This is a genomic window from Lacihabitans sp. LS3-19, from assembly GCF_024343575.1.
Lineage (GTDB): Bacteria > Bacteroidota > Bacteroidia > Cytophagales > Spirosomataceae > Leadbetterella.
The window spans coordinates 53478-75008 of record NZ_RJUA01000017.1; the positions used below are offsets into that span (position 1 = coordinate 53478).

Consider the following 21531-nt stretch of genomic DNA (forward strand, 5'->3'; position numbering starts at 1 on the left):
TTTTCGCTTTTTACATTTGTCGATTAGAATTCGAATGAATAAAAATATTAGAGCTATGCTCTTAAAGACTTAATCCTTCGTACAGGCCTAGGCCAGCACATGGATTATTAGGAAAGCACGTAAGTCGGAATCCCTGTCACTATCATTGAGGCAGGGATTTTTTTGTTATCTTTGCATCCCAATTAAGGTTTTAAAACAAATAATGAATCTCTCCAAAAATATAAGTATCCCAAACAAAAAAGCAAAATTTGAATATGCTTTTCTAGAGGAGTATTCTGCAGGAATGGTACTCACAGGTACTGAAATCAAGTCTATTAGACAAGGAAAAGTTAGTATGTCTGATGCATATTGTATTTTCAATAGTGGGGAATTGTTTGTAAAGAACCTAAATGTTGCCAAATATGAAATGGGAACACATTACAACCATGAGCCACTAAGAGATCGTAAACTTTTGCTCAACAAAAGAGAACTTAAAAAACTAAATGCAAAACTTACAGATAAAGGTTTGACAATTGTGCCTACGCGATTATTTATCAATGAATCTGGATTTGTGAAATTAGAAATTGCCTTAGCAAAAGGTAAAAAACTTTACGATAAGCGAGAAAGTATTAAAGAAAAGGATGTTTCTAGAGACAGAAGCAGAGATTTATAATTCTTTAGCGTTATTAAAAAGTCTACAATTTTCTCTTTTTCTATTATTTTCTTGTGATTTAAATATTACCTCTTTTTTTTAATAAACTTATTCATTAAATTGCCTGACAATTAGTCTATTACTCAAAAATCTAATTGTTTATGGGGCGGAAAGTTTTAATCCTAAATGCCGATTATCGTGCAATAAGTATTTGCACTGTTCCTAAGGCCTTCTTATTAGTCTATCTCAATAAGGCCGAGTTGGTTGCAGAGTCTGAAAAGGAAAGGTTACGTTCTATCAACAACTCATTCGCTTCACCTTCCATCATCAGGTTGAATAAGTATGTTTCCGTTCCTTACCGTAATGTGGTGATGACCAGGCAAAACATATTCAAAAGAGATAATAATACCTGTGTATATTGTGGAAAAACAACAGATTTAACCTTGGATCATGTTATTCCTAAAGCAAGAGGAGGTAAAACCCACTGGGAAAATTTAGTAACTGCTTGCAAAAGATGCAATTCAACCAAGGGTTGTTCAACGCCAGATGAAGCCAATATGAATCTTAAGTACAAACCTGTAAAGCCATCATTTTTAATGTTTGTTAGGGACTGCTCTGGCAAGTTGGAGGAAAAGTGGCTGCCATTTCTAAGTAAAGCACGATAAGTGGCCAGCCCAAGTTTGGTGTCCTCACAAACTTAACCCACCCGCCTAAAATTTTGATTTTAAATCTTTTACACAAAAATATTTCAAGTCTTTTCTTTGAAATATTTCCTCTCTTTCCTATCTTTGCACTCCTTTTTAACAAGGAATTATCAATTTTTAACAATTTTCAATAGAAAGGCTCGGTCTATTGATGTAATAATGAGTGTTTTAAATCTTTTATGACAAATCAAACATTTCCTGATTTCGATTGGGACAAAGTAACAAAAAAAGGTATTGGTGCAGGGTATTCAACTGCAGAAAAAGAAGAGTTAGAGAAAGTTTACGGTGATACTTTCGCCGCAATCGAAGAAAAAGATGTAGTAGATGCTCTTGTAGTTGGTATGACTGACAGAGAGGTTCTATTAAACATTGGTTTCAAATCAGATGGTATCGTTTCTCGTTCAGAATTCCGCGATTTGCCTGATCTTAAAGTAGGCGATAAAGTTGAGGTTTTCATCGAAAAACAAGAAGATGCTTTAGGACAATTGGTTATTTCACGTAAGAAAGCTAGAGTCCTTACAGCTTGGTCTAATATTGAAAGTGCACTTGAGACTGACATTATTGTTGATGCTTTAATCAAGCGTCGTACAAAAGGTGGTCTTATTGTAGATATTTTTGGTATTGAGGCATTCTTACCAGGTTCACAGATTGATGTTAAGCCAATCAGAGACTTTGATGTTTTTGTTGGAAAACGTATGGAAGTGAAAGTTGTTAAGATTAATCATACCAACGACAACGTAGTAGTATCACACAAAGTGTTGATCGAGAAAGACCTTGAGTCTCAACGTCAACAAATCCTTACTAACCTTGAGAAGGGACAAGTATTGGAAGGTGTGGTTAAAAACATCACAAACTTCGGTGTATTCATCGACCTTGGTGGTGTTGACGGTTTACTTCACATCACGGATATCTCGTGGGGTAGAGTAAATCACCCTAACGAAGTATTGAATCTTGACGATAAAATCAAAGTGGTAGTTCTTGACTTTGATGACGACAAGAAACGTATTTCTTTAGGTATGAAACAATTGGAAGCTCATCCTTGGGATTCTTTAGCTGAAGGTCTAGAAGTAGGGTCTAAAGTGAGTGGAAAAATCGTAAACATCGCTGATTACGGTGCTTTCCTTGAATTGAAACCAGGTGTTGAAGGTTTAATTCACGTTTCAGAAATGTCTTGGTCACAACATTTGAGAAACCCGTCTGATTTCTTACAAATCGGTGATGATATCTCTGCAGTTGTATTGACTATGGACAAGGACGAAAGAAAAATGTCATTGGGTATTAAGCAAATGACAGAAGATCCTTGGACAAAACAAGATCTTTTGGCTAAATATGCTATCGGTACAAAACATAAAGGAACAGTTCGTAACCTTACTAATTTCGGTTTATTCTTAGAGTTAGAAGAAGGTATCGATGGTTTAGTACACGTTTCAGATCTTTCTTGGACTAAGAAAATCAAGCATCCATCTGATTTTGTTAAAATCGGTGATGAGCTTCAGGTAATAGTTCTTGAATTAGATGTTGATAACAGAAGATTGGCTTTAAGTCACAAACATCTTGAAGAAAATCCTTGGGATACTTTTGAGACAGTATTCTCAGTAGGAACTGTTCATGAGTGTAACATCGTAGGTAAAAACGACAAGCAAGTAACACTTGAGTTGCCTTACGGTATCGAAGGACAAGCTGCTCTTAAAGCAATTGCTAAAGAAGACGGTACTTTAGGTGAAATGGGCGAGAAACTTTCTTTTGAAGTAATCGAGTTTAATAAAGAAGAGAAGAAAATTGTTCTTTCTCATACTAAAACTTGGGAAGTTCAAAAAGAAGAGCCTAAAGCCGATAAGAAAAAAGCTGCTCCAACTAAAGCTGCAGAAAAAACAAAATTGCCTGAGATGGAGAAATCTACACTTGGTGATTTGTCTGCATTAGCTGCATTGAAAGATCAGTTAGAAAGCGAAGAAGCGGCTCCAAAAAAGAAAGCTGTAGCAAAGAAAAAAACAACTGATGAAGCTTAATTTGTAAGATATTTAGACTAAATCAGTCTGAATGTTTTAAAATTTTAGTTTTTGAATAGTTTTTTCAAAAATAATTTCTCTTGGAAATGGCTGTCTATAAGGCAGCCATTCCTTTTTTTAATAAAAATTGAAGAATTTTAGATAATATTTTTGGTTGAGCAGCTATTTGGTCATAAATTTGCATTCGATTTAAAATAGAGAGGGTCCTGTGGCCGAGCGGCTAGGCAGAGCTCTGCAAAAGCTTCTACAGCGGTTCGAATCCGCTCGGGACCTCTTATGTTTCGGAAAGTTCCCAAACTAAAATTAATACCATTTGAAAGGTTAGGATATTCTACTTTTCTTATGGTATTTTTTGTTTTAAAGTATTTTAAATCAATACTTTAAAATCTTATTTAAAATCATTCTAAATTTATTCATTTCAGAAAAAAATATAATACTTATTTTGATAAAAAACATTCCTACCTTAGCTTTGCACCCTTATAAAATTGCAATATTATATTTTAAAATGATTAATAATATTTCGAAAAAATTACTTACCCTAGTAGCCCTTGTATTTGTTTTAACAATTCAATCGTTTGCCCAAGATGGCGACGCTGCTGCTGGTGAAACGCTTTTTAAAAACAACTGTGCTCAATGCCATGCTGCAGACGCTTCAGTTGTTGTAGGTCCTGGTTTAGCGGGAATCGAAGACAGAAGAGATTTTGCTTGGATTAAAAAATGGGTCAACAATCCAGCTGCTGTTATCTCAAGCGGAGATAAGTATGCTGTAGAGTTGTACGAAAAATACAACAAAACCCAAATGACAGCATTTCCTGCATATGGCGAAGCTGAAATCAAGAACATTTTGGCATATGTGAAGGCTGCAAATGCCGCTCCAGTGGTTGCTGAAGGTGCTCCAGCCGCAGCTCCTGTTCAGGAGGCTTCTGGTGGAAAATTCTTCAACGTTGTTTTGGTATCTTTACTTGTAATTATGGCTTTGGTTTTAGTCGCACTTTTGGCGGTTTTAAAATTGTTGTCTACAATTGCACAAGGAGGTTCTCCAGAAAGTTCTGTATCTGGTTTGGAGAGTTTTAAGGCAACACTTAAAGGATTGGCTTCTAACAAAACTATCGTAACTGCAGTAATTTGGATGTTTGTATTGCTTGGGACAAAAGCTACATTGGATGGTTTGTATAGCATTGGTGTTCACCAGGGTTATGCTCCTACTCAACCAATCAATTTCTCCCACAAGCTTCATGCTGGTGACATGGAAATTAATTGTGCTTATTGTCATACGGGAGTTTATAAAGGAAAACAATCAGGTATTCCTTCATCTAGTATTTGTATGAACTGCCACAATACAATTAAAAGAGAATCCCCAGAAATTCAGAAGATTTATACGGCAATTGAGAAAAATCAGCCTATTGAATGGGTGAGAGTTCACAACTTACCAGATTTGGCATATTTTAATCACTCACAACATACAAATGTTGCTGGTTTAGATTGTGCAAACTGTCACGGAGATATTAAAAATATGGAAGTTGTAGAGCAACGTCATACTTTAACTATGGGATGGTGTATAGATTGTCATAGAAAAACTGACGTGAATGCTAAAGGAAATGCTTACTATGATGCTTTGCTTACAGCACATAATTCATCTTCTAAAGAAGCTATGAAAGTAGAAGACATAGGTGGCCTTGAATGTGCTAAATGTCATTATTAATAAATTATTTTAAAGCAATAAAGAGAATTTTATATATACATACTCATGGAGAATACTAATAAAAGGTATTGGAAAGGTATTGAAGAGTTGAAAAACGATATCAGCGTTGTTAAAAACGCTGATAAAGAATTTAATCTCGAAGGATTAGAGGGAGGAACTTACCGTAGAGATTTCTTGAAAATGTTAGGTTTTGGTGTTGCGGCTGTTTCTTTGGCAGCGTGTAACGCTCCGGTTAGACATACTATTCCATATCTAAACAAGCCAGAGGATATAGAGCCAGGCATTCCTAATTACTATGCATCTACCTATGCAGTTGCTGGTAATTATTGCAGTGTTTTAGTAAAAACCAGAGAAGGTCGCCCAGTTAAAATTGAAGGAAATAAACTTTCAGGTGTAACAAAAGGTGGTGTAAGTGCACAAGTTCATGCTTCACTTCTTTCATTGTATGACAACGAAAGATCCAAAGAACCAACCAAAGGTGGCAAAAAAATAACTTGGGCAGATTTGGATAAGGAAGTATCAGCAGCTTTGGCAGCCTCATCAAACATCCGAATCGTTTCAAACTCAATCCTTTCTCCTAGTACAAAATCAGTAATTGCAGACTTTTCGTCTAAATACCCTTCTGCAAAACATATAGTTTACGATTCAAATTCAGCTTCAGCCATTCTTGAGGCAAATGCTTCTAGTTTTGGAAAAGCAGCAATTCCTTCATATTTGTTTAACAAAGCAAATGTAATCGTTGGCTTGAACTGTGATTTTCTTGGTACTTGGATTAGTCCAATTGAATATGCTACGCAGTGGGCGGAAACTAGAAAGTTAAGAAGCGGTAAAAATGGTAAAAACACCATGTCAAGACATTATCAGTTTGAAACTGGAATGAGTATGACTGGTGCTAATGCAGATTATAGAAGTATGATTAAGCCTTCTCAAGAAGGTGTTCTGATTGCTAGTCTATATAATAAAGTCGCAAGTATATTAGGTCAAGGTTCTCAACTTTCTTCTGCTAAAGGTGATTTTGAATACTTAGACAAATGTGCTAAAGATCTTGTAGCGGCAAAAGGAGCTAGTTTAGTAGTAAGTGGTTCTAATGATACAGCTGTTCAGACATTAGTAAATGGTTTAAACAGTTTGTTGGGTAATATTGGCTCAACGATTGATTTTGGTACAACTGTAAATTACCGTCAGGGAAGTGATACAGCTTTGAGTCAATTCTCTTCAGATTTGAAATCAGGTGCTGTTGATGCTGTTATTTTCCTAGATTGCAATCCAGTTTATGATTCTATTTTAGGGGCTGAGATTGCAGAAGGAATTAAAAGAGCAAAAATTACTATAGCTATAGCAGATAGAGCAAATGAAACAGCTGCTCTGTGTACTTATTTAGCTTTAAATACGCATTATTTAGAGTCATGGGGTGATGCACAGCCTAAATCCGGTTATTATTCACTGACTCAGCCAGTAATTTCTAATATATTTAATTCTCGTCAAGGAGAGTCAAGTTTATTGACTTGGGCAGGAAAATCAGCTGATTTTCAAGCTTATGTTAAAAACTATTGGACAGCTAATATCTTAAATGGAAAGACTTGGGTTCAGGCTTTACATGATGGAGTTTACGAAAGTCCAAATGCCAGTGTTTCAGGTGCTGCTTTTAGTGGAAATCTATCTGAAGCCGCTGCATCAATTGCTCAAATTAAGAGTACCGGAATTGAATTAAGTGTTTTTGAAAATGTAACAATTGGTACTGGTATTCAAGCCAATAACCCTTGGTTACAAGAAACTCCAGATCCAGTTTCTAAAGTAACATGGGAAAATACTGCTGCTATTTCTCAAAAAACTGCTGCCGATTTAGGTCTAGAAGCTGGTGATTGGGTAAATGTAAAGGTTGGAAATGGAGTTGTTGAGTTGCCTTTATTGATTCAACCTGGACAAGCCAATGATACTGTTTCGATAGCTATGGGCTACGGACGCACTGCTTCAGGAAAAGCTGGAAATGTAGGTGTTGCTGTATTGCCTTTACTAAAAGGAGCATCAGCTAAAAACCTTTGGTCAGGCAATGTTAGTATAGAAAAAACTAAGAGCGGATATACTTTAGCCCAAACGCAAACACATGAAACTTACATGGGTCGTGAGGCAGTAGTTCAAGAATCTGTACTTAGCGAATATGTAAAGAATCAAAAGGCTGGTAGATTTGAGCCTAAAATTGCAACCTCTGATGGCTTGAAAAAACCGTATTCGATTTCACTTTGGAACGGACACGATAAGAAAAACCACAGTTGGGGTATGGTTATTGACCTTAACACTTGTACAGGTTGTGCGGCTTGTGTGGTTTCTTGTCAAGCAGAAAACAACGTACCTGTTGTTGGTAAAGCCGAAGTGGCAAGATCAAGAGAGATGCACTGGATTAGAATAGATAGATATTATAGTTCTGATGCACCACACGAAGAAGGATACAGTGTAGAAGGATTCAAAGCAATGGAGATTGCTTCAGCTAATCCTGAAGTTGTATTCCAACCATTGATGTGTCAACATTGTTCTAATGCACCTTGTGAGACTGTTTGTCCTGTTTTAGCAACAACACACAGTTCAGAAGGATTAAATCAAATGACTTATAACCGTTGTGTAGGTACAAGATATTGTGCAAACAACTGTCCATATAAAGTAAGAAGATTTAACTGGTTCAAATATTTTGGAAATGATAACTTTGATTATCAATTCAACAATGAACTAGGAAGAATGGTAATAAATCCTGATGTAACTGTTAGATCAAGAGGAGTTATCGAGAAATGTTCAATGTGTGTTCAGAGAATTCAGGCTGGAAAATTAACAGCTAAGCAAGAGAAGCGTCGTCCGGTTGATGGGGAGATTGAGACAGCTTGTTCACAATCGTGTCCTACTGGTGCTATCACATTTGGAGATATGTTAGATCCTGAATCAAGAGTTTCAAAACTTTTGGTAGCAGAAGAAGAAGGCAGAGCATTCCAATTGTTAGAAGAAATCAATGTTATACCACAGATTAATTATCTAGTGAAAATTAGAAATAAAGATGAGGTTAAAAAAACTGAGGCTGTTGCTCATACTGAGCATAAAGAGCATGCAGAACATTGATATCGATAAATTGTAATTAATTTTTTAATAAATAAAGTTCCGAAAAATTTCTAGGATATAATTATGTCAGTAGTTTCACCAATAAGAGAACATCTAGTAACCGGCGGGAAAACCTACCACGATGTTACTGAGGATATTTGCAGACATGTTGAAGCAAAACCAACCAAAGAATGGAAAGTAGCATTTGCTATATCTGTTTTGGTACTATTGTATGGTGGTAGTTGGGTTTTGTGGACATGGTGGGAAGGTCTAGGTGTTTGGGGTTTAAATAAAACAGTAGGTTGGGCTTGGGATATCACCAACTTCGTTTGGTGGGTTGGTATCGGTCATGCTGGTACACTTATTTCTGCAATCCTATTATTATTTCGTCAAAAATGGAGAACCTCTATTAACAGAGCTGCAGAAGCGATGACAATTTTTGCTGTACTTTGTGCTGCATCTTTTATCTTAATGCACATGGGTCGTCCTTGGTTAGCTTATTGGGCTTTGCCTTTTCCTAATACTTTCGGTTCATTATGGGTTAACTTCAACTCACCGCTAGTTTGGGACGTTTTCGCTATCTCAACGTATTTCTCAGTTTCATGTTTGTTTTGGTTTATTGGACTTATTCCTGACTTAGCTACTATAAGAGATAGAGCTACAGGGGTACGTAAATCTATTTATGGTGCACTTTCTTTAGGATGGACGGGTGGTGCCAAGACATGGGCTAGATATGAAGATGTTTCATTAATTCTTGCTGGTTTATCCACTCCTCTGGTACTTTCAGTACATACTATTGTATCAATGGACTTTGCAACTTCGGTTATTCCAGGATGGCACACTACAATTTTCCCTCCATACTTTGTTGCTGGTGCGATTTTCTCAGGTTTTGCGATGGTTCAGAACTTAATGTTAGTAACTAGAGTAGTTTACAAATTAGAAGACTACATTACATTAGAGCATATTTCTTTAATGAATAAAATCATTACAGTTACTGGATCTATTGTTGGCGTTGCCTATATTACAGAGTTCTTTATTGCTGCTTATTCAGGCGTAGAGTATGAGAAATATGCGTTTTTTAACAGAGCTGCTGGGCCTTTGTGGTGGTCATATTTAGCTATGATGACTTGCAACGTATTATCTCCTCAAATTTTCTGGTTTAAGAGTATGAGAGAAAACATAGTAGTTTCTTTTGTGATTGCTGTTGTTGTAAATATTGGTATGTGGTTTGAGCGTTTTGTAATTATTGTTACTTCGTTGCATAGAGATTATTTGCCTTCAAGTTGGACATATTTTACTCCTAGAATGGGAGATATTGGTGATTATTTGTTTTCATTTGGATTCTTCTTTACATGTTTCCTTTTGTTTTCTAAGTTCTTGCCTGTAATCAATATGGCTGAAGTAAAATCGGTATTGAAATCATCATCTGAAAAAAACTCAAAGCAATAATTAATTTCAATTAAGATTAATTAAATAAAAATGGCAGATAAAAAATATTTAGTGGGCATTTTTAACGACGAGGACGTTGTGATGGATGCTGTTCAGAAAATCAGAAGTAAAGGCATTAAAATTCATGAGGTTTTTTGTCCTTACCCAGTTCATGGATTGGATCATGTTTTGGGCTATGAAAGGCCTCGTATGGGTGTTCCAGCTTTCTTGTTTGGTATAACTGGAACTTCGTTAGCATTTTTACTTACTTTTTGGACTTTGGGTATAGATTGGCCAATGAATATAGGTGGAAAGAACTTTTTTCCTTTTCCTACCAATATTCCGATTGTTTTCGAATTAACCGTTTTGCTTGCAGCCTTTGGTATGGCTTTTACCTTTTTCTTCATGGAAGGTTTAGGACCAAGTGTTAAGCCATTGATATTTGATGTCAGGAGTACAGATGATAAATTTGCAATGGCAATTGATTTAAATAAAAATACAATTTCGGATTCAGAGATTTCATCATTTCTAAAAGAAGTAGGTGCTGAAGAAGTAAATGTGAAAGAAGTTTAAAGTTTAATAAATCTTAAAATGAAAAATAGTAAAATATATTTTAAACTTGTTTTAAGCGGATTTTTAGGTTTAGCCTTATTTTCTTGCGATAAAAAGAATGATACGGGTTTGGAGTTTGCTCCTAATATGTATAATTCTATAGGATATGAATCTCAAACTCAGATTGAGAAAAATGGCATTAATCCGAATGGAATGAACATGAGATACCCAGTTGATGGTACTATTTCAAGAAGGAAATACAAAACGAGTTTTGTTCAAGACGATAGTACTGTTGTGAATGATCTTATGATTTATGGTTTAGGAAAAGATGATTTAGCTATAGCTGAAAACTTGAAAAACCCTATTCCTTGGTCAGAAGCTGCTGAAGATGAAGGTAAAGTTTTATATGAAAGAAATTGTATGCATTGTCATGGTGTTAAAGGAGCAGGAGATGGTAAAGTTGCTGCTAAATATAAAGGCGTTCCTAACTATGCTGCAGATGCTTATAAAGATATGACTATGGGACACGTATTTCATGTAATTACTTTTGGAAGAAATAGGATGTGGCCTCACGGTGCTCAAGTATTGCCTGAGGAACGTTGGAAAATTGCACACTATTTACAAAGACTGCAAATAGGCGGTTAATTTAAAAAATTTTAATTGAAAAAAACAATATAATAATGGCTCACAAGCACGAAATACCTTCACTAGACGAATCATTTGATTTTAGTCCTGCATTAAGGAAAAAGCTTATTATTTCAGCAATCATAGGAGTAGCTATGGTAGCTTTAGGTGCCTTTTTGTTAAATAACCATATGAGCATTGGAGTTTGGAGTTCTGGTCATGGAGCGGAACATGGAGCTGCAGATGCACATGCAAATGGTGAGCATCACGGTGCTACTTTATTCTCAAGAATTATTGGTAATATCTGGATGAATAGTGTTTACTTTTTAGGTATCTCTGTGGTAGGTGTATTCTTTTTGTCTTACAACTACGTTGCTAAGGCTGGTTGGTATACATCTTTTAAAAGAGTTCCTGAAGCACTTCCATCTTTTATTATTGTTCCTGCGATAATTATGTTAGGTTTATTCTTAGTACCTAGCTCTCGTGAAGTTATTTTTCACTGGGCTCATCATGGAGTAATGGATCCAGCTAGTGAAAATTATGATAAAATAATTGCTGGTAAATCTTGGTATTTAAACTTTGGATTTTTCTTGGTAAGAATGGTTTCTTACTTTGCTATTTGGTATTATCTGTGGACTCAAATTAGAAAATATTCATTATTAGAAGATGAAAATAATGATATTTATTTTTATAATAAGAGCAGAAGCTATGCAAAAATGTTTTTAATATTTTTTGCTGTTACTTCATCAACAGCCGCTTGGGATTTTTCAATGTCAATAGATACACACTGGTTTTCTACAATGTTTGGTTGGTATCATTTGGCTTCTTGGCATGTAGCTGGTTTAGCAACAATTATGCTTACAATTTTGTTACTTAAGGACCATGGGTATTTAAAGAGTGTAAACTTTAGTGCTATTCACGATTTGGGTAAGTTAATGTTCGGTTTCTCGATATTTTGGGCTTATGTTTGGTTTAGTCAATATCTTTTAATTTTCTATGCCAACCTTCCCGAAGAAACAATTTACTTCAGAGAAAGGTTATCTGGATATGATGGTAGATATTTTGCTCCATTCATAATTAATATAGTACTTAATTTTGTTTTTCCTTTTCTAATATTGATGGCTAGAGAGTCTAAAAGAAATATGATTTTCCTTAAATTGGCTTGTGGTTCTATTTTAATGGGACACTGGTTTGATTTTTATCAAATGCAAATGCCTGGCATAGCTAAAGATCAGGGAGGAATTGGTATTATTGAGTGGGGAACAACTTTAACTTTTGCCTCAATGTTTATTTACTTTGTAGCGAATCAGCTCTCTAAGGCTAATTTGGTTGCTAAAAATCACCCATTCTTAGAAGAGAGTTTGCATCACGAAATTTAATTGAAATTTAAAAGATAATTGATATAATAAAATGACCATATTAATAGCTATATTATCGATATTGTTTATTGTTCTAACCTTCATGGTGGTGTCTAAAACACAAAGTATCCTGAAAGGTTTGGATAAATCAAAAAAAGAGGAGGAGACTTATTTAGGAGCAGCGGATAAATATAATGATGCTAATGGCATAGGTTTATTTGCTTTTTGGCTAATCAGTATTGTTGGAATAATCTGGTCTTTTATGGTTTACAAAAAAGATTTTTTACCTGAAGCTGCTTCGGAGCATGGTAAAGTAACAGATTATTGGTTTTGGGTTTCGATGATTGTAATAATGATTGGGTTTTTTGTGGTGAATACATTTTTGTTTTTGTTTAGTTATTTGTATCGTCACAACAAAAATAGAAAAGTTACATTCTATACCCACAATAATAATTTGGAGGTAATATGGACAACAGTTCCAGCAGTTATCATGGCTGGATTAGTTTTTTCAGGTTTAAGAGTTTGGACTAAAATAACTTCTGAAGCACCTGCTAATGCTGAGCAAATTGATATTATGGGTAAACAATTCGGTTGGACTGTAAGGTATGCTGGAGTCGACAATAATGAATTTGGTAAGTATAATTTCAAGTTGATGGATGATGCTGGTGGCAATCCAATGGGAATTGATTTTTCAGATCCTAATTCATTTGATGATTTTTCTAACGCTTCTGAAATGCATATTCCTAAAGGCAAACCAGTTTTGTTAAAAATTAGAGCTAGAGATGTATTGCATAGTGTATTCATTCCGCACATGAGAGTTAAGATGGATGCTGTTCCTGGAATGCCTACGAAATTTTGGTTTGTTGCAGATAAATCAACTGCTGATATGAGAGCAGAGTTAGGTAAGCCTGAATTTAATTATGAAATAGCTTGTACTGAAATTTGTGGTCGCTCGCATTTTGGAATGAAGCTTTTATTAGTTGTAGATGAACCTGCTGATTATGAAAAATGGAAAAAAAGTCAGAAACCTATGTTGACTGAAAATCCAGATTTGTTGAATAAGGTACCGGATAATTTGAAGGCTAAAGCTCAAAAATATATCGATGGTGGTGAAGTTGCAGTTGAGGAAGTTCCTGCTGAAGTTGTTGCTTCAAATGTGTTGGGTAATTCAAGTAAAGTTTTAAAATAATAAATATATGTCAGTTGTTTCTCAAGTTGAAGTAGACACTCACGGTGATCATTCGCACGAAGAACACCATGAATTAGGTTTTATCAGAAAATATATATTTTCTGAAGATCATAAAGTTATTGCTAAACAATATCTTATTTCTGGTATTGTTTGGGCTGTAATTGGAGCATTGATGTCAGTTGTTTTCCGTTTACAGTTAGGTTTTCCAGACTTAGATATGTCTTGGCTAAAACCTATTCTTGGAGAATGGATTAATGAATCAGGAAAATTAGATCCTAATTTTTATTTAGCACTAGTCACTATGCATGGTACCATTATGGTATTCTTTGTACTTACGGCTGGGTTAAGTGGTACATTCTCTAATTTTCTAATACCTCTTCAAATTGGAGCTAGAGATATGGCCTCAGGATTTATGAACATGTTATCTTACTGGATTTTCTTTTTGTCTAGTTTAATTATGTTCATTTCATTGTTTGTTAAAACTGGACCTGCTGGCGGTAGTTGGGTTATATATCCACCTTTGAGTGCTCTTAAGCAAGCAAATCCGGGTTCTGGTGATGGTATGACACTTTGGTTAGTCGCTATGGCTTTGTTTATTGTATCAAGTTTGTTGGGAGGTATAAATTATGTAACTACTGTTATCAATTTGCGTACTAAGGGTATGTCAATGGATAAATTGCCTCTTACAATTTGGGCTTTTACATTTACTGCGATTTTAGGGATACTTTCTTTTCCTGTGTTGTTATCTGCAGCTTTATTATTGATTTTTGACCGTAGTTTTGGTACTAGCTTCTTCCTATCTGATATTTATATTAATGGTCAAGCTTTACCAAATCAAGGTGGAAGTCCGATTTTGTTCCAACATTTATTTTGGTTCTTAGGTCATCCAGAGGTATATATAGTAATATTACCTGCACTTGGTTTGACTTCTGAAATTATAGCTACAAATTCTCGTAAGCCAATATTTGGTTACAAAGCGATGATATTCTCAATGGCAGGTATAATGTTCCTAGCATTTATTGTTTGGGCTCACCACATGTTTGTAACAGGTATGAATCCTTTCTTAGGTTCAGTATTTATGTTACTTACCTTGATTATAGCTGTCCCTTCTGCGGTAAAAGGATTTAATTATATTACCACTCTTTGGAAAGGAAATATTATTTTTACCCCTGCAATGTTATTTGCAATTGGTTTAGTTTCTTTCTTTATTTCAGGTGGATTAACTGGAATTATTTTAGGAAATTCGGCTTTAGATATTCAACTTCATGATACTTATTTTGTGGTTGCTCACTTCCACTTAGTAATGGGTTCAGCTGCTTTCTTTGGTATGATAGCTGGTGTTTATCATTGGTTCCCTAAAATGTTCGGAAGAATGATGAACAATACTTTAGGATATATTCACTTTTGGATAACTTTTATTGGTGTTTATTTAGTGTTTTTCCCAATGCACTATATTGGTATTGCTGGTTTTCCTAGGAGATATTACCAATGGTCAGGATTTGAAACATTCAATACATACATGGATTTGAATGCCTTCATTACTATTGCTGCTATAATTACTGTTTTTGCTCAGATAGTGTTTATTTCAAATTTTGTTTATTCAATATTTAAAGGAAAACTAGCTCCAGAAAATCCTTGGAAGTCAAATACACTGGAATGGACAACCCCGGTAAATCCAGGGCATGGTAACTGGCCTGGTGAGATACCTACTGTTTACAGATGGCCTTATGACTATTCTAAGCCTGGGGCTCCTGATGATTTTATTCCTCAAAATGTTCCATTCTCTGCAACTCCTGAATCTAATTTACCTGAGGAGAATGAGTTGATTGCAAAAGAGCAACAAATACAAAGTATTAAATACGATACGAGTATACACGATTAATGTATATTCTCTAAATCAGTACAATGAAGGTATTTTAACTTCATTGTACTTTTTTTTAATTAAGTGGTCAATTTATTTAGGAGGTTTGTATTATTGACAATTGTAGCTGTTATAGGCTTAATATTTGTAGGTGGCTTCGTAAGAGCCTCTGGTGCAGGTATGGGTTGTCCTGATTGGCCTAAATGTTTCGGTATGTGGGTTCCACCAACCTCTGTGGACCAATTACCTTTTAATTATCAAGAGATTTTTGGTGCCAAGCTTAAGGGCGAAGTTGTTTTTAATGCTACTAAAACTTGGATTGAATATATAAATCGACTTCTTGGTGTTTTAGTTGGTTTCTTCATTTTTCTTACTGTTATTTTTTCATATAAAGCTTATTATAAAACTCACAGTAAAATATTTTATTTAAGTTTTTTTGCTTTTATACTAGTGTTGTTTGAAGGTTGGTTAGGGGCAAAGGTAGTTTCGTCAGAACTTTTGCCTGGGATGATAACTATACACATGTTGGTTTCTATTGTAATTTTAGGACTTTTGGTTTTGGCATTGTTAAAGACTTATTTTTATGAAAAACTTATTCCAAAATTAAGTTCTACTAGCGATTTAGTGTTTTTGATAATAATAGTTTTGATTCTAAGTTTAGGCCAAATAGTTTTTGGTACTCAGATAAGAGAAGGGATAGATTTAGCACAAAGAACTTTTGGTGATAGTAATAGAGATTTGTGGCTTTTAAGTGTTAAAGGGAAAGTTTATTTCCATACTGGAATTTCATTATTGATATTAGTATTTCACTTTTTAATTTTTAAAAAAGCTTTCAATAATTTTAAAGGGGAGTTGTTATTCGATTTTTCCAAAGGGGCATTGATAGTTGTTTTATTTAGCGTTATTACTGGAGTTGTTTTGAATTATTTGAGTTTACCAGCAATGGTACAACCAATTCATTTAACATTAGGTACTATAGTTTTGACTTTGCAATTTGTTTTGTTGTTTTTGACAAAACCAGAGATTATTAATTAATGGATAATAGTATAAATATATCTTTTTCAGAAAAATTGAGAGCCTATTTTGATTTAACAAAATTCAGGTTATCAATTACCGTTGTTTTTTCTAGTTGTTTTGGTTTTACTTTAGCTTCCAATGATGTTAATTATTTTCATCTATTTCTTTTTGGAATTGCTGCTTTTAGTATTACCGCAGCTGCTAATATAATTAATCAAATAAAAGAAATCGAGCTTGACAAACTAATGTCAAGAACAGAAAACAGGCCTCTGCCTTCTGGGAGACTTAGTGTTTCAGAGGCTATTTATTTTGGAACTTCTTTAGGTTTATTTGGTATAGGATTAATTGCAATTTTATTTAATATCCCTGCTGCGGCACTATCATTACTTTCTTTGATATTATATGGCTTCGTATATACTCCTTTAAAAAGAGTTGGACCTATAGCTGTTGCTGTGGGTGCCTTGCCTGGGGCATTTCCTCCAATGATCGGTTGGGTTGCAGCTACTGGCCATTTTGGTTTAGAGCCTGGGATTCTGTTTGCGATTCAATTCTTTTGGCAGTTTCCTCATTTTTGGGCAATTGCTTGGGTATTGGATGACGATTACAAAAAGGCAGGTTTTAAATTACTTCCTTCTAAAGGAGGAAAAGATTTGAATTCCGCCATCCAAATCACGATTTATACTTTGTTTCTTTTACCCTTATGTTGGGTACCTTATTATTTGCAAATGACTAAAATTGATTCTGCAGTTGTGGCTATGCTGTGTGGAATATTATTCTTAGCTCAAACTTTGTATTTAATGAAGGAAAGAACCAAAAAAGCTGCAATGGGCTTAATGTTTGGTTCGTTTTTGTATTTACCAATAGTTCAAATAGCCTACTTAATCAATAAGATGTGATGGAAAAAAATATTGAAATTACTAAACCAATATTGACTGTAAACAAGTGTAAGTTTATAGTATGGCTTTTTATTATAACAATAATAATGTTTTTCGCTGCTTTTACTAGTGCTTATTTGGTAAGAAGGGCAGAGGGTAGTTGGACTGAATTTGATATTCCTTCGATATTTTATTACAGTACTGGTGTTTTAGTATTGAGCAGTATTTTTATGCATTTAGGATTTAAATCTGCACAAAAAGATAATTTCGGTAATCTCAAATTGTTTATTTCAATAACTTTTGTATCTGGTTTAGTTTTTTTAGCGATGCAATATATTGGTTGGACACAATTGCAGAGCCAGGGAGTTTATTTGAAAGGCAATCCCGCTGAATCATTTTATTATGTGTTGACTGGTTTACATGGTTTTCACCTAGTCACAGGCCTATTTGTACTTTTCTTTTCTTTTATGGAGGCTTTCAAAATGAATATTCATTCGAAAAACTTAATAAGAATTGAAGTTTGTGCTACCTATTGGCATTTTTTAGACATCCTTTGGGTATATTTATTTTTGTTTTTACTGTTTTTTAGATAAAAATTTTAATTGTAAACAATGTTTTTGGCGTTTTTACAAAATGATTTTTTAAATTTGTTCGATAATTTAAACTAATTTGTTTTTATGGCAGTTGCTAAGACTTCTTTGAATCCTGATCATTTAACTTGGCAGGGTGGAACTCAACCAATGAAGGTGGGTTATGGAAAGTTGATGATGTGGATTTTTCTACTATCTGATACTTTTACTTTTTCGGCATTATTGATATCTTATGGATTAATAAGGTATAGTGCACCTTCATTTAAGGATATCATGCCTGACATGACCCATAAAACGTTTGAGTTTTCTCAAGTATATTGGCCTATACCAGAACGAGTTTTTGAAGCAGTTCCATTTTTACATGGGATGTCTCTTCCTTTGGTTTTCGTTGGTTTAATGACTTTCATATTGATTTTTAGTTCTGTTACTATGGTTTTAGCAGTGGAAGCAGGTCACAGAAGAGATAAAGCTGATGTAGAAAAATGGATGCTTTGGACAATTCTTGGAGGTTTTACTTTCCTAGGATCACAAGCATGGGAGTGGGGACACTTTATAACAGGTACAGAAGGCGGTTTGCTTTTGGCTGATGGAGCAAAAGTATTTGGGGCTAATTTGGTTCAAAATCAGTATGGTCCTCCAGCATTTGCTGACCTATTCTTTTTTATTACGGGTTTCCATGGAACACACGTATTATCAGGTGTTGTTTTGAATATCATGATATTCTATAACACTGCAAATGGTGTATATGAGAAAAGAGGTCATTACGAGATGATTGAGAAGATTGGATTATATTGGCACTTTGTAGACCTTGTTTGGGTGTTTGTATTTACTTTCTTTTACTTGGTATAAATTTTTTAAATTGAGATAATATTATGGAACATACAGTTAATGAAACCTCAGAAAGACAAAAACCTCAAACTAAAGCACTTTGGAGAGTATTTTGGATTTTATTAATCTTAACCGCTTTTGAATTTGTTGTTGCGTTTGGTTTAGATGCTGATACTTTTAAATATACTAAAATTGGTATTTTTATTATTATGACAATTGTTAAGGCATATTACATAGTTGGGACTTTTATGCACTTAAAGGATGAAGTTAAGACGATGATCTGGACGGTGATTTTACCAGCGATGTTTGTTGTTTGGTTGTTAGTAGCCTTAGTAGTTGAAGGTGGATATATTGGTTTTGTGAGAAAATAGATGCAGAAAAAATATTTTAGGGCCGGGATACTCTTTCTAGTTTTGGGTGTCCCGGTTTTTGTTTTTTTATTTTTGAAGTATTTCGGAAATAATAAATTTGACCTTCCTCATTATTTCCCTGAGTTAAATGAATCAGGAGAAGTAAAGATAATAGACGGTGATACCTCTTTTGTTAAAGTTCCTTCATTTAAATTACTTGACCAAGATAGTACGGAAGTGACCTTTAGTAAAGGCCAAATAAGGGTTGTAGGCTTCTTTTTTAGTAGATGCGGAACAGTTTGTCCCATAACTAATAAAAACCTGCTGAGGGTAGCTGAAAATTTTAAAAAAAATTATGATTTACAAATTTTATCGATTACCGTTGATCCAAAATTTGATACACCTCGTATTTTAAATCTGTATGCCCAAACTTTTGACTTTTCTGGAAATAATTGGAAGTTTTTGACAGGAGATAAAAAATACATTTATGATTTATGTATAAAAGGTTTCAAGCTGCCAGTTTCTGATGCTTCAGAATATGATCCAGAGATTTCGAATATTGACCAAACTTTTATCCATTCAGATAGGTTATTATTAATAGATAAAGAAAATCATATCAGAGGAATATATGAAGGTACAAATGTGGCGGATATTGATAGATTGATGGTTGAAATTAAGGTTTTGTTAAAATAAGAAATGGAGAATAAGAAGCTTTTTAGTACTATAAATGTAATATCAATTGCGGTGCCAGTGGTAGTTGCTGTTTTGTTAGGAATCAGAACTAAGTTAGATTTAGGTCAATGGACGCAAAATTTGCCATTTCTCAATGCAATAATAAATTCTACTACTGCAATATTATTGATATTGGGTCTGTTTTTAATAAAAAGTAAAAACATTTCTGCCCATAAAGCTGTCATGTCAATTGCCTTTGGATTGGGTGGTTTGTTTCTTGTTTTTTATGTTATTTATCATTTAACTAATCCTTCTACATCATTTGGAGGAGAGGGGTTTATTCGATACTTTTATTACTTCAATTTGATTAGTCATATTGGAGCATCTTTGGTTGTTTTGCCATTTGTATTGAGAGCATATTATTATGGATGGAATAGGATGGATGCAGAGCATAGAAAAGTAGTTAAGATTGCATATCCGATTTGGTTATATGTTTCTATTACGGGTGTTTTGGCTTACTTGATGATTTCACCTTATTACACTTTTTGAAAATGAAAAAGACTTTATTAATTCTATTGATTTTGATTTTAGCAGTTTCGTTTGATACTATGGCTCAATGTGCTATGTGTAGAGTGACTGTATCCAGCAATTTGAGTGAGGGAAGAGGCGGAATTGGTACAGGATTGAATTTTGGTATTATTTACCTTTTTACATTTCCATATTTATTAGTTGGATCTTTGATTTTCCTATGGTTTAGGACTGGAAAAAAGGAATTGAAAGAAAGACAAGCATTAGAAGCTAGATTATCCGAGATTTATAAGAAGTGAGTTTCGAGAAATGATTTGGATTTTGTAAAAGACTCGAGCTTAAGTGTTTGGGTCTTTTTTTGTTCAGCTTATTTTGGTTGAATAAAATCATATTTTTTAAATATTAATCATAGTTAATGTTCTTTCTGTGTTAAATTTATTTTTACAGTCGGGTTTTTAGCCTTTGATTAACTGTAGGATTTACTCCCTCCATTAAAATGTTATAATCTCCTTTATTTATTATAGCCCTTTTTTAATTTTATTGTTAATATCCTACCATTCGAGATATGGAAGGATATTTTTGCTTAATGTGTTTATAGTGAAAGCTTGTTTTTGATTAAATTTATACCTGTCAATAGCTTATTTTCACTGAAAGTTATTCCTGTGGCAAGAATTGCAAATTGTATAAATTCTTTTGGTGATTGAAAGATAAAAGGTGACCAATATAATAGGTTATAAAACAAAAAAAGCGACCCTAAAGTCGCTTTTCTATTAATATTTAAGGTTCTTATTATCTCAACAAGAACTCAGTTCTAGAACCTCTTGACTTTGACACCTATTTTTTCAAAAAGCTCTCAGATGAATACCTGAGCAGGATTTTGGCTTAATTTTCAAAAAATTGTAGAGAGCCGATTTGGTTTTTAGGTATTGACTTTCAGTGTCTTACGGTTGTAATTTTGCATTATGGCTTATTTGAAAGTTGAAAAGAAAGAATCGGGTACTTATTTACGCATTTTGGAGAGTTATCGAAATGCTGATGGTAAACCAACGTCGAAGGTTTTGTACTCTCTTGGGAAGGTCGAAGATTATAAGCCTGAGGATCTTCGTAACATTGGAATCAAGTTTTATGAATTAGGCGGTGGTGACTTGAAAGCCCTTCTCGAAGGCGAATTATTGGAATTAGGCCGGTACAATTATGGTTACCAAAAGGTATTCGGCTATTCCCTTGAGCATTATGGCTTAAAGTCATTATTAGATCGTATTCAGAAAAAGAGTAAGCTGCAATTCAGCCTATTTGATAGTGTTTTTTTGATGCTTTTGGAGCGTCTTCAAAGTCCTTGTAGCAAACTCAGTAACTTTCAGCACCGAGAAGAATATGTAAATCTACCCGAACTATCCTTACATCATCTTTACCGAGCCTTGGATAAATTGGCTCAAAACAATGAACTCATCCAGCAACAAATCTTCCAAACTGGTCGCGATCTGTTCAACCAAAGTTTAGACGTAGTCTTTTACGATGTAACCACTTTTTAC

Annotated in this window: 19 protein-coding genes, 1 tRNA gene and 1 pseudogene; all 21 read left to right on the top strand. The window is 34.3% G+C overall.

Features of this window, described 5'->3' with window-relative positions; all coding sequences use genetic code 11:
* Window positions 1–202 precede the first annotated feature (202 nt).
* Window positions 203–652, top strand: coding sequence for an SsrA-binding protein SmpB (gene smpB, locus EGI22_RS12735; RefSeq protein WP_255068848.1), 450 nt, complete (start codon window positions 203–205; stop codon window positions 650–652).
* 140 nt (window positions 653–792) lie between these two features.
* Window positions 793–1296 carry an HNH endonuclease gene (locus EGI22_RS12740; RefSeq protein ID WP_255068849.1) on the top strand — a complete coding sequence of 168 codons (504 nt, stop codon included), beginning with the start codon at window positions 793–795 and terminating at the stop codon, window positions 1294–1296.
* A 218-nt stretch (window positions 1297–1514) separates the two neighbouring features.
* Window positions 1515–3344 (top strand): 30S ribosomal protein S1, encoded by a 1830-nt coding sequence (gene rpsA, locus EGI22_RS12745; protein WP_255068850.1) that lies wholly within the window; start codon window positions 1515–1517, stop codon window positions 3342–3344.
* A 202-nt stretch (window positions 3345–3546) separates the two neighbouring features.
* Window positions 3547–3617 (top strand) — tRNA-Cys (locus EGI22_RS12750).
* Between the two features lie 232 nt (window positions 3618–3849).
* Window positions 3850–5046, top strand: a complete 1197-nt coding sequence (locus EGI22_RS12755) for a cytochrome c3 family protein (protein WP_255068851.1) — start codon at window positions 3850–3852, stop codon at window positions 5044–5046.
* 45 nt (window positions 5047–5091) lie between these two features.
* Window positions 5092–8148, top strand: a complete 3057-nt coding sequence (locus EGI22_RS12760; RefSeq protein WP_255068852.1) for a TAT-variant-translocated molybdopterin oxidoreductase — start codon at window positions 5092–5094, stop codon at window positions 8146–8148.
* Window positions 8149–8211: 63 nt separating this feature from the next.
* Window positions 8212–9576, top strand: a complete 1365-nt coding sequence (gene nrfD / locus EGI22_RS12765) for an NrfD/PsrC family molybdoenzyme membrane anchor subunit (RefSeq protein ID WP_255068853.1) — start codon at window positions 8212–8214, stop codon at window positions 9574–9576.
* A gap of 30 nt (window positions 9577–9606) precedes the next feature.
* Window positions 9607–10128 (top strand): DUF3341 domain-containing protein, encoded by a 522-nt coding sequence (locus tag EGI22_RS12770; protein WP_255068854.1) that lies wholly within the window; start codon window positions 9607–9609, stop codon window positions 10126–10128.
* 18 nt (window positions 10129–10146) lie between these two features.
* A complete protein-coding gene (locus tag EGI22_RS12775; RefSeq protein WP_255068855.1) occupies window positions 10147–10752 on the top strand; it encodes a cytochrome c in 606 nt (201 codons plus the stop codon).
* A 35-nt stretch (window positions 10753–10787) separates the two neighbouring features.
* The gene (locus EGI22_RS12780; RefSeq protein WP_255068856.1) at window positions 10788–12110 is read left to right on the top strand and encodes a quinol:cytochrome C oxidoreductase; all 1323 of its coding nucleotides are present in this window, start codon (window positions 10788–10790) and stop codon (window positions 12108–12110) included.
* Between the two features lie 31 nt (window positions 12111–12141).
* Complete coding sequence (locus tag EGI22_RS12785) at window positions 12142–13278, top strand: cytochrome c oxidase subunit II (RefSeq protein ID WP_255068857.1); 1137 nt, start codon at window positions 12142–12144, stop codon at window positions 13276–13278.
* Between the two features lie 7 nt (window positions 13279–13285).
* Window positions 13286–15160 carry a cbb3-type cytochrome c oxidase subunit I gene (locus tag EGI22_RS12790; protein ID WP_255068858.1) on the top strand — a complete coding sequence of 625 codons (1875 nt, stop codon included), beginning with the start codon at window positions 13286–13288 and terminating at the stop codon, window positions 15158–15160.
* Window positions 15161–15223: 63 nt separating this feature from the next.
* Window positions 15224–16174 carry a heme A synthase gene (locus EGI22_RS12795; RefSeq protein WP_255068859.1) on the top strand — a complete coding sequence of 317 codons (951 nt, stop codon included), beginning with the start codon at window positions 15224–15226 and terminating at the stop codon, window positions 16172–16174.
* Window positions 16174–17052: a heme o synthase gene (cyoE, locus tag EGI22_RS12800; RefSeq protein ID WP_255068860.1), complete on the top strand. Its 879-nt coding sequence runs from the start codon at window positions 16174–16176 to the stop codon at window positions 17050–17052. The genes EGI22_RS12795 and cyoE overlap by 1 nt, the downstream gene beginning before the upstream one ends.
* Complete coding sequence (locus EGI22_RS12805) at window positions 17052–17624, top strand: cytochrome c oxidase subunit 3 (protein WP_255068861.1); 573 nt, start codon at window positions 17052–17054, stop codon at window positions 17622–17624. Before cyoE ends, EGI22_RS12805 begins: the two co-directional genes overlap by 1 nt.
* Window positions 17625–17708: 84 nt before the next feature.
* The gene (locus EGI22_RS12810) at window positions 17709–18470 is read left to right on the top strand and encodes a cytochrome c oxidase subunit 3 (protein ID WP_255068862.1); all 762 of its coding nucleotides are present in this window, start codon (window positions 17709–17711) and stop codon (window positions 18468–18470) included.
* A 23-nt stretch (window positions 18471–18493) separates the two neighbouring features.
* Entirely contained in the window at window positions 18494–18820 is a 327-nt protein-coding gene (locus tag EGI22_RS12815; RefSeq protein ID WP_255068863.1) for a cytochrome C oxidase subunit IV family protein, read from the top strand.
* Window positions 18821–19492, top strand: coding sequence for an SCO family protein (locus EGI22_RS12820; protein ID WP_255068864.1), 672 nt, complete (start codon window positions 18821–18823; stop codon window positions 19490–19492).
* A gap of 3 nt (window positions 19493–19495) precedes the next feature.
* The gene (locus EGI22_RS12825) at window positions 19496–20020 is read left to right on the top strand and encodes a DUF420 domain-containing protein (RefSeq protein ID WP_255068865.1); all 525 of its coding nucleotides are present in this window, start codon (window positions 19496–19498) and stop codon (window positions 20018–20020) included.
* A gap of 2 nt (window positions 20021–20022) precedes the next feature.
* Window positions 20023–20298 (top strand): hypothetical protein, encoded by a 276-nt coding sequence (locus tag EGI22_RS12830; RefSeq protein ID WP_255068866.1) that lies wholly within the window; start codon window positions 20023–20025, stop codon window positions 20296–20298.
* A gap of 663 nt (window positions 20299–20961) precedes the next feature.
* Window positions 20962–21531: pseudogene (locus tag EGI22_RS12835) on the top strand (hypothetical protein); the annotation flags it as partial.